The following is a 14,242-nucleotide window of genomic DNA, read 5'->3' as shown; positions in this document are numbered from 1 at the left end:
CCTAAACGGCAGCCCCGCGAAGCTGCCGTCGATAAGCAGATGCCTAGAACTCGGAGCGGTCGATGACGTCGCGGAGGGTAGCGGCTGAGTGGCGGAACTTTTCCAGCTCGTCGGTGTCGAGGCGCAGCTCGACTACGTTGCGCACGCCCTGGCGGTTGAGCACGGTGGGGGTGCCGATGTAGAGGTCGTTGAGGCCGTACTCGCCCTGGAGGAGGGAAGAGACGGGCAGGACCACGTCCTCGTTGCGCAGGATCGCACGGGTGATACGCGCGAGTGCGTTGCCGACGCCGAAGGAGGTGTTGCCCTTGCGCTTAATGATGTCGTAAGCCGCGTCGCGGGTGCGGACGAACATCTCGTCTATCTGGGCGTAGATGTCCGGGTTGGTCTCGGCCTCAGTTTCGAGCATCGCGCGCAGCGGCACACCGCCGACGGAGCCGGTGGAGAGCACGGGCAGCTCGGTATCGCCGTGCTCGCCGATGATGTGGGTGTGGACGGCGGAGGGGGCGATGTCGAAAAACTGGCCCAGGTTGTGGCGCCAGCGGGCGGTGTCGAGCACGGTGCCGGAGCCGATGACCTGGCTCGATGGTAGGCCGGTCTGCTTCCAGGTGATGTAGGACAGCACATCTACGGGGTTGGTGGCAACCAGGTAGATGCCGTTGAAGCCGTTGGCCATCACTTGGGAGTTGATGGAGTCGAAGATCTTGGCGTTGCGGGCGATCAGGTCGATGCGCGTCTCGCCGTCGCGCTGGGCAACGCCCGCGCAGTTGACGATGAGGGCGGCGTCGCGGCAGTCCTCGTACGTGCCGGCCGTGACGTCCATGTGCTGGCCGGAAAAGGGGATGGCGTGGTTGAGGTCCTCCACTTGGGCCCACACGAGGTCCTCGTTGAGATCGATGATGGCCAGGTGATCTGCCAAGCCCTGGTTGAGTACTGCGTATGCGTAGGCGGTGCCGACTGCGCCAGCACCGATGAGGACAACTTTGTTGCCATGCGTCACGGTCATGCGGACAAGTGTGGCAGAGGGGAAGCAGTCGCGCACGGTGGGGTGGCCTGTTGTGGGAACAGAGAAACGCCGCCCCCTGTGAGGGCGGCGTTTTTTAGGTGCGCAACTGCGCCTGGGATAGCTGCGGCTGCGATACCTGCGAGCGAGCTACTGCTGTGCGTACTCCTCGTCGGCCTGCTCCAATACCTGTGGGCGGCCGGTGGCGAAGTACAGCACGGTCATGATCACCGTGAAGGCCACACCGATTCCCAGGGCCAGGCGGAAGTCCGGCAGCCAAGCCATGATGCCGAAGGTGCACAGGATGAACGCGATGGCGAAGTACTGTCCGTACGGCCAGAAGGGGACGGCAAACTTCAGCGCGCGCTGCTCCTCGGCGGTCATCTGCTTGCGCATAGCAACCTGCGCCAGCAGGATCATCAACCAGACAAACACGGTGGCGAAGGTGGCCAGCGCGGCGATGGTTTCGAAGACGTCCGGGTAGCGGGCGTTGAGGAACACGCCGATGATCAACACGCCGAGCAGCGTGACAATGGTCATCACCGGCACGTCGCGGTAGGTCTTGGCCATCTTGCGGGGCGCGAGATTCTCCTTGGCCAGACCGGTGAGCACCCGGCCGGTGCCGAACAGGTCGGCGTTGATCGCGGACAGGGCCGCGGTGATGACCACGAAGTTGAGCAAACCAGCGGCCCAGTTCACGCCGAGCGTGTTGAAGATCTGCACGAAGGGGGATTCCTCGCCAGTGATGGTGCGCCACGGGTTGAGGATCAGGATGATCGAGATCGCCAGCACGTAGAAGATGAGGATGCGCGCCGGGACGGTGTTGACTGCGTTGGGGATGGAGCGCTCCGGGTCCTCGGCCTCCGCACCTGCCACGCCGATGATCTCGGTGCCGCCGAACGCGAAGAGCACGAGGATGAATGACGCGATCATGCCCTGGACGCCGTTGGGGAAGAAACCGCCGTCGTTCCACAGGTTGCTCACCTGCGCTACCTCCGGCTGCTGCCCAAGGTTGAAGATCAAAATCGCCGCGCCGCCAACGATCATCGCCACCACTGCGGTGACCTTAATAATTGTGAACGCGAATTCCAGCTCGCCGAACCAGCGCACCGTAGCCAAGTTGGCCGCACCGATGATCAGCAAGGTCACGGCAATCCACACCCATGCCGCGGTGTCCGGGAACCAAAACTTCATGTAGATGCCAATCGCGGTGAGGTCCGCCAGACACACGATCATCATCTCGAACGCGAACATCCAGCCGGTGATGTAGCCGCCCCAGCCGCCGAGGTACTTGCGGCAGTACACGGCAAACGAGCCGCGCACGGGGTTGCGCACGCTCATCTCGCCCAGCGCGCGGAGCATGAAGTACACCACCGCGCCGCCGAGCAGGTACACCAGCAGGACGGAGGGGCCCGCCGCCTGGATCGCACCGGCTGAGCCGTAGAACAGGCCGGTGCCGATGGCGGAGCCGAGGGCGATGAAGTGGATGTGGCGGGCGTTCAGGCCGGAGCGTTTCGGTGTGGGCTGGGATGCGGTTTCTGAGGGTGCAGTCATAACGGACATTAACTGTGCTCTTTCGGGAAGCGATGCGCGAATCGGTGCGCAGAGGGGGATTGGTGTGATGCCCTGTGCGGGCGGCGTCTTCCCGGTTTGCCGTCGCGATTGGCCCGAGTGCGACCGCGCGGACGGATCCGGGGGCGCGGTGCGATCAACCTGAGCCTGACCAGCTGGCGCTAACGTAAAACCCCCTGCGCTAGGAGCAGCAGAGGCTGTTAGCGCAGGGGGCGAAGGAAAGCCGGCACCGCGCTACAGATGATGATGCAGGCGGGCCGGCTGGGTATTCAGCAACACAAAACGCTCGGCCTGAGCGGCCGAGGCGTTGAGAGCGTTGCTGTTCATCACGTTGCTGACCATACACGCTGTTTCGTTTGATGTGTGCGGAACAGGGAAAAATATTCAAAAAGCGTGGGGCTGCGGAGCTCGTCGATAAGCACATGCCTGAAATAGCAGAATACGGGGTGTGTGCCGTAGGGTTGGCAGGCGATGAGCATTTCCGAAAACGCCACCGGCGGCGAGAATGAGCCGGACATGAATGTGTCGGAAAATCAGGATAACCCGCAGGATGTCGCGGCCGAGATCGTTGAGGCCGTAGTAGAGGACACCAGGGATGCGGGCGTTTCTGACAAGACCGGCGCCGCGGAGGACACCGTGGCCATTGAAGAAGACAACGATGTGCTGAAGCTTAGCGACGAACCTTCGGCCGACCCCGAGACTGAAGCAGACGCCGAGGACGCGGAAAAAGAATCTGAACCGGAAAAGCCGGAAAACGGCTTTGAAACCCTCGGCCTGCCCGACAAGGTCGTGGAGGCGGTCAAGCGCGTGGGCTTCGAGCAGCCCTCGCCGATTCAGGCACAGACCATCCCGCTGCTGATGCAGGGACGCGACGTGGTGGGCCTGGCCCAGACGGGTACGGGTAAGACCGCGGCGTTCGCGCTGCCGGTGCTCTCTCAGATTGACCCGAACAAGCGCTACCCGCAGGCGCTCGTGCTCGCACCCACCCGTGAGCTGGCGCTGCAGGTGTCGGACTCGTTCCAGTCCTTCGCGGACCACCTAGGCGGCGTGCACATCCTGCCCATCTACGGTGGCCAGGCGTACGGCATCCAGCTCTCCGGCCTGCGCCGCGGCGCGCAGGTGATCGTGGGCACCCCGGGGCGTGTGATCGACCACCTGGAGAAGGGCTCGCTGGACATCTCCAACCTGGAGTTCCTCGTGCTCGACGAGGCGGACGAGATGCTGAACATGGGCTTCCAGGAAGACGTGGAGCGCATCCTGGAGGACACCCCGGACAGCAAGCAGGTGGCGCTGTTCTCGGCGACGATGCCGAACGCGATCCGCCGCATCTCCCGCGACTACCTGAACGACCCGGAAGAGGTCACCGTTAAGTCGGAGACCCGCACCAACACCAACATCACGCAGCGCTACCTGTTTACGGCGCACCGCAACAAGCTCGACGCGATCACCCGCATCCTCGAGGTGACGGAGTTCGAGGCGATGATCGTGTTCGTGCGCACCAAGAACGAGACGGAAGAGATCGCCGAAAAGCTGCGCGCCCGCGGATTCTCCGCCGCCGCCATCAACGGCGATATTGCCCAGCAGCAGCGTGAGCGAACCGTGGACCAGCTCCGCGACGGTCGTCTGGACATCCTCGTGGCCACCGACGTCGCCGCCCGCGGCCTGGACGTGGAGCGCATCTCCCACGTGCTCAACTACGACATCCCGAACGACACGGAGTCCTACGTCCACCGCATCGGCCGCACCGGCCGCGCGGGCCGCACCGGCGAGGCGATCCTGTTTGTCACCCCGCGCGAGCGCCGCATGCTGCGCTCCATCGAGCGGGTGACCAACGCGACCATTGAAGAGATGGATCTGCCCACTGTGGACGAGGTCAACGAGTCGCGCAAGTCCAAGTTCATGGACTCCATCACCGAGTCCCTCGAGGCCTCCGACCTGCAGGTGTTCAAGACCATGGTGCGCGAGTACTGCGCGGCGAACAATGTGCCTATGGACGACATTGCCGCCGCACTTGCCACCCAGGCGCTTGCCGGCGACGAGTTCTTGATGAAGGAGCCGCCCCGAGACAAGCGCGACCGCCGCGACCGTTTCGACCGGGACGACCGCCGTGACCGCGGCGGGCGTGGCCGCGACCGCTTTGACCGGGACGACCGCGGGGATCGCCGGGGCGGACGCCGCTTCGACGACTCCGGCAACTTCGACACCTACCGCCTGGACGTGGGCAAGCGCCATCACGTACGCCCCGGCGCCATCGTCGGTGCGCTCGCCAACGAGGGCGGCCTGAACTCCAAGGACTTCGGCCGCATCACCATCGGCGGCGACTTTACGCTGGTGGAGCTGCCGAAGAACCTGGACCGGGCCGTGCTGGACCGCCTGGAGGACACCCGTATCTCCGGCCAGCTGATCAACATCCAGCGCGACCACGGTGCGCCGCCGCGTGAACGTGGCGGGCGCGGTGATCGCGGTGGTTACCGCGGCGGCCGAGGTGGTTACCGCGGCGGACGCGGACGTGACGACAGGGACGATCGGGGTGGCCGTGGTGGACGTGGCGGCTACCGCGGCGGACGCGGACGCTACGACCGCGACTAGGGCGTTTCCGTGAGAACAGCCGGCGTATTCGTCGGCTGTTTTTGCTGTTGAGGGGTGACCGTTGGACGTCGATAGGCCAACGCGCGCCTATGTACGAACGCCAGTTGCGAGCGGGGTAGGTTAAACCGCATGTTGTCCCACCGCGCGCACGTTATCTTCCGTACCTTCCTGGCCACAGCCGTGGCGCTGGGGTTGCAGGCCGCGCCGGCGCAGGCGCAAATGCGAGCGGTGGAGCAGGGGGCAGCGGTACACGTTCATGGCACCGGTATTTGCACCGTTGGGTTCAACGAACCGGGCCGGCAGCGTAGCCTGGTCGCGGCGCACTGCGGGCGGGAGGGCGCGCGAGTGGAGCTCGTTGGTGGCGGCGGCGCTGGCACGCTGTACCGCTCGAAGGTATACGACGGGCACTTGAGCAACGACTGGGCCGCCATCCAGTGGGACCCCGGCGTGCGGGTGGGCGGGAACCGGTTGACCGGCGACGCCCGGGTCCACCCAAGAGACGTCCGCCTCGGCGAGACGGTCTGCTACTTTTCCCAGGCGCGTGGCGCACAGACCTGCGGGCGCTTTTCTGGTGCGGCCGACGGCACGTTCTTCGTCGACGCGCCCCTGAGCCGCCCCGGCGACTCCGGAGGCCCCATGTGGGTGCCGGGCCGCGGGTTCATCGGCGTGGTGTCCAGCATGTGGACATCGAACCCCCTGCCGTTTCTGCGCGGCGGGGACTTCATAATCGGCATGGTGCCCCAAGACGGCCCAGCGGTCCCCGAAGCTAGGCTAGTGGGCGTGTGGGGCCAAAACGCCCTGTTCAACGGCCTGACCGGACCCGTGGCGGAGGCGCTGCGCGTGGTGGTGGACGGCGTGTTCCGCTTCTTTGCCAGCCTGGGTGTGCAGGGGCCATCGGCGCTGCGGTACTCCTAGGGGGTTGAGGTGGAGGGGGTGCGCGTTGTTTGCTCGCTTGTGGCTGGGCACCCGTTTCGCAAACCCTGGGAACGCATCAGGAGGGCTTCTTTTCAGTGAGTAAGGTCCAGCTGATGGCGAGGAGATCGCCAACAGCTGGGCCCAACTAGCCGGACTTGCCGCTTACGCCGGGGACGGCAAGAACATCAGGATGAGGGTGAGCATCCAGAGCAGGTTGAAGATGCCAGCGCCGGCAGTAGCCTTCGCCTTGGACTTCTCGAAGTTTTCGGTCAAGTCCGACGGGTCTGCGTCGGAGGCAGGCAGGGCGCCCAGGGAGCCCATCATCTTGCGCTGCTGCGGGATCACCATGGCCAGCAGCAGCGCCCATGCGATCACGGAGAGCACAATCGCGGTGTGGAACCAGTAGTTGGACTTGTACGCATCCCAGTCGAAGGCCAGCACAGCTGCACCGAGAAGGGGCACCAGCAGGGACAGCATGCCGTAGGTCTTGGTGATGCGGTAGAGCACCGAGGCGCGGCCAGTGGCCTCCTCGCCGCCAGCGCGAGACTCAGCGGCCTGGCGCGGGAACATGGAGGTGGACACGACAACTGGGCCGAGCAGCAGGATAGCTGCAGCGACGTGCAGGAAAATCAGGAACGTAGTCATGTGCGCTCACCTTACGGCATGGTGGGAAAATCCTCACAGCTCGCGGCGCGCGATAAGGCCCGCGACACCGGAGCACGACCTCCTGATCGCGCGCATGTCCGCACGGGGAAGCGGCAGCGCATAGTGTTTGGCCACGTTCACCATCCGGTGCCCATACGCACAGCGTGAACGCCTCGCTTCCGGCATCCACTCCGACGGCAGTTTGTCCCCCTTGGCCTGGTTGGCGGCAGAGGACACTGCGATGAGGTTGGCGGGGTCGTTGTAAAACCTCTCGCGTGTTGCGGCGTCCCAGCGGTGCGCGCCGAGGTCCCACGCAGCGGAGACGGGCAGGATGTGGTCAATCTCAACGTCGTGGGGCAGCAGGGGAGAGCCGGTGTAGGGATCGGGCACGGCCTCAACATCCCACTGCGGCCACGGCTGGGCGCAGTCCGCGCTGGAGACACTGGAGGCACTGAAGGCACTGGCCATGACACGGCTGCGGGTGTCGCATCGGTCCGGCCCGGTGGCCCAGCCGGGGCCGAACTCGGCCCTGTTGTAGCCGAGGATGGTGGTGCGGTGGGCGACCGTAGGGACGTCGATAGGCAATCGCCCCGTGGGAAACGGCACAACGAGCAGGGTCAGTGCCGTCAGGAGCGTGAGGTAGGTGCGCATACCCCCTTAGACGGCGGATGCGCCTCCGCGGTTCCGCAGCGCTTCGGTGAACGGCTCGTCCGGGTGGGCCAGGGCGTAGTCGGTGGCGGCTGCGGCTCGGTCGAATTCCTCGGCAACGCCGGGCTTCGGACGAGTGAGCAGGGAGACCACGACCATGGCCAGGCCGGCCAGGATGACGCCAGGGACAATCTCGTAGATCGCACCCGAAAGCGCGTCCACGGAACCCCAGACAAACACGGTTACGGCGCCGACGATCATGCCCGCGATCGCGCCGGGAGCGGTGAGCCGCTTCCAGTACAGCGACGCGACGACCACAGGCCCGAACGCTGCGCCGAATCCAGCCCAGGCAAAACCGACGAGGCCAAGGATGGTGTCCGACGGGTTGATCGCCAGCGCCATGCCAACGAGCGCGACTGCAATCACCATGGCGCGGGAGAGCACCAGCAGCGTGGTGTGGTTCGGGTTCTTGTTGAAGATGCGGTAGAGGTCCTCGATCAGCGCCGACGAGGTGATCAACAGCTGCGAGGACATGGTGGACATGATCGCGGCGAGCACCGCGGTGAGCACGATGCCGGCGATCAGCGGGTGGAACATGATGCGTGCCAGGTCCAAAAAGACGGTTTCAAAGCCGGTTTGGTCGGTCACGGACGCGGACTTTTGGCCGAAGTAGACGGTGGCGACCAGCGCGGTGAAGATGGCACCCAAGTAGCAGATGGCCACCCAGACGGTGCTGGTGCGGCGGGCGGACTTCGCCTCAGACGGGGAGCGCAGCGCCATGAACCGGGTGACAATGTGCGGCCGGCCGAAGTACCCCAGGCCCCACGCCAGGTTGCCCACGATGGTGGCGGCGGAGACCCCGGCGATCATGTTGAAGTAGGTCGGGTTGCCCTCTTCCCACGGTCCGTAGGGGTTTGAGGTGGCCCAGGAGAAGATATCGGCGGGGTTATCCAGCGCGAACAGCGCCATCAGCGGCACGGTGACGAGTGCGAGAAACATGAGCCCTCCCTGCACCACGTCGGTGTAGCTGACGGCGAGGAAGCCGCCGATGAAGGTGTAGAGCACCGTGATGGAACCGACGATGAGCACGCCGTGCAGGTAATCCCCGCCGAAAGTGGACTCGTAGTAGCGCCCGCCGGAGACCATGCCGGAGGAGACGTAAAACGTGAAGAAGAAAATGATGATCACGGCCGCGGTAAACCGAAGCATGCGGGAGGTGTCGTGGGTGCGGTTTTCAAAGAAGCTGGGCAGCGTGATCGAGTTCTTCGCCACCTCCGTATACGCACGCAGACGCGGGGCAATCCACTTCCAGTTCGCCCAGGTGCCGACGAAGAGGCCGATGACAATCCACAGCTCGCTCATGCCGGCAACGAACAGGGCTCCGGGCAAGCCCATGAGCAGCCAGCCGGACATGTCGGACGCACCTGCGGACAGTCCTGCAACGAGGGGGCTCAAACCGCGGTCGCCGAGCACGTAGTCGTCGTACTTCTCCGTCTTGCGCCACGAATAGAAACCGATGGCGACCATCAGCCCGAAGTACAGGACAATAGCCAAGACCAGCCAGAAATTGTCGGACATGAGCTCCCTCACATTCTCGTCAGCTCCCGCACACTTTAAACCATGCCCCGACACAGCTATCGCCAACTCCGCCAATCGCCGTGTGCAGGGCGAAACGGGCTGTACGAAAACGAGCCGGGGGTGTGTCGGCGCGGGTGGTATAAGGGTGGGTATGCCTGAATACCTCCTCCACGGCCTGTGGCTAGCAGAGTCCGGGCTGACGGTGTGGGTTGAGCGCGTACAGGGCCACCGGATTGTGACCATGGATGACGTGCCGCCCGGCACGTTCCCGCCGATCGTGCATTCGCTTATCGACGGCCAACGGTTCCGCCACCGCCATACCATCGGCGTCCAAACGCCAAAGGGGCGGCAAGTGTGGCTGAAGGCACCTGTGGCGAAGTTCGCGCCGGAGGACGCGGTGCGTTTCCTGGAAAACCTGGCGCACTTGGACGGGGACTCCCCTGCCGCCACCCCGGCCCAGCGCGACGCTATCGCCCCGGACATGTACTGGCTGCTGCGCATGTATAACGGCTTGACGCAGTTCGTCCGCGCCGGGCGGGTGAGCATCCATGTTCCGTACAAGGACGGGCAGTGGTACGCGCAATGGCAGTTGGGCACCGGCGTGGAGGAGCGCAGTTGGTTGGCTGAAATGGTCGCGGCGTCTCCCGGGGTACTCACGGTGAACAACCCGAATTTGAGCGAGGACTGTGCCCAGACGTTTACGCACTGGATAGCTTCGTCGCGCTTGCAGGGCGCGGTGGCGAAATCGGCGACGAGGCCCTACCCGTGGCACGACTTTGTGAAGTCCCTGCTGCACAGCCTTCCCCTGCGCCGCGGCGGAGCCAGCCTTGCCCGGCAGGTGGGGGACTGGAACGGCACGATCACCGCCGTCAACCTGCAACTGGTTTTTATTGCGGAGTCGCCGGACCAGGCGGACGAATCCGGGGACAACACCCAGTGGCCCGTCCGCGTGCAGGTGCGCTCGACGACGGATTCGCCCCGTCCCGTGCGGCTGGGCGAGTTCGATTCGGCCACCGCGGACGCTTTGCGCAAGCAACTCAACCGCGCGATTCAGGTGACGTCTCTTGTGGATCCGGCGGAGCGCGGCAGGTTCCGCTCCGTGGTGGACTACGGCGTGGACCCGGACGCGGGCGATTGGGACTTGTACCTGCGCGGCGAGGAGATTGTCACCTTCGTGCGCGAGGCCGCGCCGCTGCTGCGCGCGAAGGGGTTTGTGGTGATGCTCCCACGGGCGTGGGCGACAGCGGAGACAGCCTCGAAGCTGAAGGTGAGCGAGCACAAGGATCCCCACGATTCGTCCACGGTGACCATGATGGGCTTCGACACTCTGGTCAAGTACGACTGGCGCTTGTCTGTGGGCGGCGTGGAACTCACGGATGAGGAAATGGCGCAGCTGGTGAAGTCCAAGTCGGGGCTGGTGAAGCTGCGCGGCGAGTGGGTGCTGGCGGACACACGCGAGGTTGCAAAAACGGCGAAGTACCTAGAGTCGCTGCACGACACCTCAGTGGACAACGCCAAGCGCGAGGCGGAGGCCGCGATCAAACGCGCCCGGATCGCACAGGCCGCAGGCTCCGACGATGCCGAAGAGCTGCAGGCCATAGCCCAGTCGGCCCAGGAGGAGTACGAGCGCCTCAAGGCGGCCGAAGGAGAGGGTGTCGTCTCCGCCGCGGAGCTACGCCAGCTCGCCCTGGAAGCGGGAGCGGACAGCCCGATCGAGTTCACAGGTTCGCCGTGGTTCACCTCGCTCGTCGGGGGCACAGACCGCCCCGCGCCCGAACGAGTGGAGGTGCCAGAAACCGTCACCGCCGATCTGCGCGAATACCAGCGGCGCGGGGTGGACTGGCTCTACTTCATGTCCCGCAACAACCTCGGCGCTGTCCTGGCGGACGACATGGGCCTGGGCAAGACGCTGCAGCTACTGACGCTGCTCGCGGTGGAACAGGCCCAAGGCGTCCGGCGTGGGCCCACGCTTATCGTCGCGCCGACCTCGGTGGTGGGCAACTGGGCGCGCGAGGCTGCCCGCTTCGTGCCCGACATGCGGGTGCGAGTCCACCACGGCAGTGGCAGGCTCAAAGGCGACGAGCTCTTCGAAGCAGCGGACGGCGCCGACATCGTTGTCACCTCCTACGGCACGGTTGCACGCGACGCCAAGGACTTGGCAGCGGTGCAGTGGGACCACGTGGTGCTGGATGAGGCGCAGGCGATCAAGAACGCGGGCACGCAGGCGTCGAAAAGCGTGCGCGCGATCCCCGCCCGCCACCGCATCGCGCTCACCGGCACACCGATTGAAAACAAGCTCTCTGAGCTGCGCAGCATCCTGGACTTTGTCAACCCCGGCATGCTCGGATCGCAATCGTTCTTTCGCAACCACTTCGCCAAAGCCATCGAGTCGCGCCGGGACCCGGAGATGGCGGACGAGATGGGGGAGCGCCTCCAGCGCCTTACCGCGCCGTTCATTTTGCGCAGGCTGAAAACGGACACCGCGATCATCTCGGATCTGCCGGAAAAGGCCGAGCACGTGATCGCCGTTGATATGACTCCAGAGCAGGCGGCGCTATACAAGGCGTTGGTGGACGGCATGCAGGCCGAACTCGAGCAGCGCAAGGGTATCGCGCGTAAGGGGCTGGTGCTGGCCACGATCACCCGCATTAAGCAGATCTGCAACCACCCTGCTCACTTCCTAGGCGACGGTTCTCCGGTGACTGACAAGGGTCGCCACCGCTCCGGCAAGGTGGAAAAGCTCATGGAGCTGCTTGAGGAAGCCGCGCGCACCGACCAGCGCGTGCTCATCTTTACCCAGTACAAGGCGTTCGGAGACATCTTGAAGCCGTATTTGAGCGACCGCCTGGGCGAGGACGTGCCGTTCCTGCACGGCGGCGTTGGGAAGGCGGCGCGCGACGCGATGGTGGAGCGCTTCCAGCAACCGGACGGTCCGCGCGCGATGATCCTCAGCCTGAAAGCGGGCGGCACGGGGCTGAACCTCACCGCCGCGTCGATGGTGATCCACCTGGACCGCTGGTGGAACCCCGCAGTGGAAAACCAGGCCACTGACCGCGCCTTCCGCATCGGCCAAGACAAGAACGTCACCGTCTACAAGATCATCACCCGCGGCACGATGGAGGAGTCCATCCAGGACATCTTGGACGGCAAAACCCAACTCGCTGGGGCAGTAGTGGGCCAGGGTGAGGGCTGGATTACCGAGCTTGGCACCGACGAACTCGCGCAACTGATCAGCTACAGGGGGCAGAAGTGAGCCAGCGACCGAAAAAAGACAACGTCATCTACGCCAACTTTGGTGCCCGAAAACGAGTGTCCAGCGCCGCGGAGACGGGCGGGGATGCGCTGCAACCGTCCCCGACACGCGCGCTGTCGCCTGCGGCGATGCGCGTGTACAACGCGGCGGTGCGCCAAACCGACATCGGCCGCGCCAGACGTGGGGCGGAATACGCGGCCCGCGGCCACGTTGTGGCGCTGCGTGCGGTGATGCAAGGGGTTCGCGGGGAGGTCGTGGGGAGCCAGAACGAGCCGTTTCGGGTGGCCATGTATCTCCCGCAGCGCTCAAGTGAGGCGATTCGCAGCGCAACCAGCACCCTCGTTCGCTCGCCCGGTTCCATCGCCGCGGCTAAAGCCGGCACCATCGCCGAGGACGTCTTGGACGTGTTGCTTTGCGACGCCCCGGCGGAGGTCACCTTCTCTTGCGATTGCCCCGACGGGGCAGATGTGTGCAAGCACGCCGTCGCGCTCGCGCAACGCGCCGCGGAGCTGATCGATTCCGACCCGGCGGTCGTCTTTGCCATGCGGGGGCTCACGCTGGATGAGCTGGAGAATCGCAAACGCAACCAGGCCGACGACCTCGCGCGGGAGAACGCGGCGCCGGGCTCTCAGTACTTCTGGTCCGGCCGCGACATGCCGGAGCTGCCGCGGCCGAAAGTTGCGCCGATGATCGAGGACTCCGACCTTGACCTGCTCCACCGCGCGATGCAGACCGTTTCTTTCACCAACATCGACCAGCTGCGAGCGGTGGCGGACATTGAGGATCTTTACGACGAGCTGACGCGATAGCACGCATGTTCGAATATATCGTGCCGGGTGTCGGCAGGGGTGGTAGGTGTATATGACATGACGCGGACCACGTTCATCCACACCTCAGACTTGCAGTTGGGCATGCGCAGAAAGTTCCTCTCGCCGGAAGCGCAGTCGCGTTTCGACGACGCACGGTTGCGCTCCGTCACCCGCCTCGGCGAGCTCGCTCAAGAGCGCGGCGCGGAGTTCATCGTCGTCGCCGGCGATGTCTTCGAACACAACTCCCTTGAACCGACCACCGTCGGCCGCGCGCTTGAGGTGCTGCGTAAGCTGCCGGTGCCGGTCTACCTGCTGCCGGGCAACCACGACCCACTAGTGGCAGACAGCATCTTCCATCGCACCGAGGGGATTGAGGGGGTCACGGTGTTGGCAGACTCTGAGCCGGTAGTGGTGCGCCAAGGCGTGGAGATCGTCGGTGCCCCGCTGCTGACCAAGCACGCTTCCGAAGATCTGTGCGCGAAGGCGATCCGCGGCCTCGAACCCACGGAGGCAATCCGCATCCTCGTCGGCCACGGCGCGGTTGAAGGTTTCGGGGAAGAGGACGCACAGGCGCTCATCGACGTGGTGCACCTCGACGCCGCCATCGAACAGGGGGTGATTGACTACGTCGCGCTCGGCGACACCCACTCCACTGCGTCACTGTCCGCCTCGAAACGCGTCTGGTTCTCTGGTGCGCCCGAGACCACCGATTACTTTGACCGCACCCCAGGCGTAGCTGGCGGCGAGGTGGACTCCGGCAACGCCTTGCTGGTCACGGTGGACAAGGACGGTTTGCACGCACAGGTCGAGGTGGAAAAGGTCCCTGTCGGCACGTGGACGTTTGAGGCCCGGTCTTGGGAGGTAACTGGTGCAGACGACGTGGCGGATGTCGTTGCGGACCTTAAGGCGTACCCGGAAAAAGACCGCACGGTAATTAAATACGCGCTGACTGGAACGCTCGGTTTGGAAGACACCCGCACGCTCGAGCGCGAGTTGGCGGATTTGGAGCCTGTGTTTGCGGCGCTGTACCCGCGGGAGCGGTTGATGAGCTTGCACCTTGAACCCGGAGACGAAGAGATGGAAAACTTGCCCCTTACCGGGTTTGCCAAAGAGGCGATGCGCGAGCTCGTGGGGCAAGCTGCGGGCGACAGTGCGGCGTCCGACGCGCAGCGGGCGACAGCGCGTGATGCCGTGAACCTGCTGTTCCGCCTGTCCAGGGAGGTGGACTAGGCC

The 14,242-nt window shown here is 64.9% G+C and carries 10 protein-coding genes; 5 read left to right on the top strand and 5 right to left on the bottom strand.

Annotation, left to right across the window (positions count from 1 at the left end; translation table 11 throughout):
* Positions 1-43 precede the first annotated feature (43 nt).
* Together HMA55_RS06925 and HMA55_RS06920 are read right to left on the bottom strand one after the other, a co-directional pair.
* A complete protein-coding gene (locus HMA55_RS06925; protein ID WP_181192338.1) occupies positions 44-1,003 on the bottom strand; it encodes an L-lactate dehydrogenase in 960 nt (319 codons plus the stop codon).
* A 147-nt stretch (positions 1,004-1,150) separates the two neighbouring features.
* Entirely contained in the window at positions 1,151-2,554 is a 1,404-nt protein-coding gene (locus tag HMA55_RS06920) for an amino acid permease (protein ID WP_181192337.1), read from the bottom strand.
* 489 nt (positions 2,555-3,043) lie between these two features.
* Here HMA55_RS06920 and HMA55_RS06915 point away from each other — a divergent pair, with 489 nt between their 5' ends.
* Positions 3,044-5,161 (top strand): DEAD/DEAH box helicase, encoded by a 2,118-nt coding sequence (locus HMA55_RS06915; protein ID WP_181192336.1) that lies wholly within the window; start codon positions 3,044-3,046, stop codon positions 5,159-5,161.
* A gap of 129 nt (positions 5,162-5,290) precedes the next feature.
* On the top strand, positions 5,291-6,076 hold the full coding sequence (locus HMA55_RS06910) for a chymotrypsin family serine protease (protein WP_181192335.1): 786 nt from the start codon (positions 5,291-5,293) through the stop codon (positions 6,074-6,076).
* Between the two features lie 162 nt (positions 6,077-6,238).
* Here the strand turns inward: HMA55_RS06910 and HMA55_RS06905 are convergent, their stop codons facing one another.
* Genes HMA55_RS06905 through putP form a run of 3 tightly spaced genes read right to left on the bottom strand, consistent with a single transcriptional unit; the run spans position 6,239 to position 8,947 of the window.
* Positions 6,239-6,721: a DUF2269 domain-containing protein gene (locus HMA55_RS06905; protein ID WP_181192334.1), complete on the bottom strand. Its 483-nt coding sequence runs from the start codon at positions 6,719-6,721 to the stop codon at positions 6,239-6,241.
* A gap of 33 nt (positions 6,722-6,754) precedes the next feature.
* Positions 6,755-7,372 carry an HNH endonuclease family protein gene (locus HMA55_RS06900; protein WP_181192333.1) on the bottom strand — a complete coding sequence of 206 codons (618 nt, stop codon included), beginning with the start codon at positions 7,370-7,372 and terminating at the stop codon, positions 6,755-6,757.
* Between the two features lie 6 nt (positions 7,373-7,378).
* Positions 7,379-8,947 carry a sodium/proline symporter PutP gene (gene putP / locus HMA55_RS06895; protein WP_181192332.1) on the bottom strand — a complete coding sequence of 523 codons (1,569 nt, stop codon included), beginning with the start codon at positions 8,945-8,947 and terminating at the stop codon, positions 7,379-7,381.
* Between the two features lie 151 nt (positions 8,948-9,098).
* On the opposite strand from putP, the gene HMA55_RS06890 reads away from it, so the two are divergent.
* From HMA55_RS06890 to HMA55_RS06880, 3 genes are read left to right on the top strand one after another with little or no spacing between them, the layout of a single operon-like run.
* A complete protein-coding gene (locus HMA55_RS06890; RefSeq protein ID WP_181192331.1) occupies positions 9,099-12,200 on the top strand; it encodes a DEAD/DEAH box helicase in 3,102 nt (1,033 codons plus the stop codon).
* Positions 12,197-13,009, top strand: coding sequence for an SWIM zinc finger family protein (locus HMA55_RS06885; protein ID WP_181192330.1), 813 nt, complete (start codon positions 12,197-12,199; stop codon positions 13,007-13,009). Before HMA55_RS06890 ends, HMA55_RS06885 begins: the two co-directional genes overlap by 4 nt.
* 57 nt (positions 13,010-13,066) lie before the next feature.
* Entirely contained in the window at positions 13,067-14,239 is a 1,173-nt protein-coding gene (locus HMA55_RS06880; protein ID WP_181192329.1) for a metallophosphoesterase family protein, read from the top strand.
* Positions 14,240-14,242: the final 3 nt, after the last annotated feature.

It is taken from the genome of Corynebacterium wankanglinii (assembly GCF_013601005.1).
In the GTDB taxonomy this organism is placed as follows: Bacteria; Actinomycetota; Actinomycetes; order Mycobacteriales; family Mycobacteriaceae; genus Corynebacterium; species Corynebacterium wankanglinii.
The sequence above is the reverse complement of the archived record's forward strand: the minus strand, read 5'-3'. Positions and strand labels throughout refer to the sequence as shown.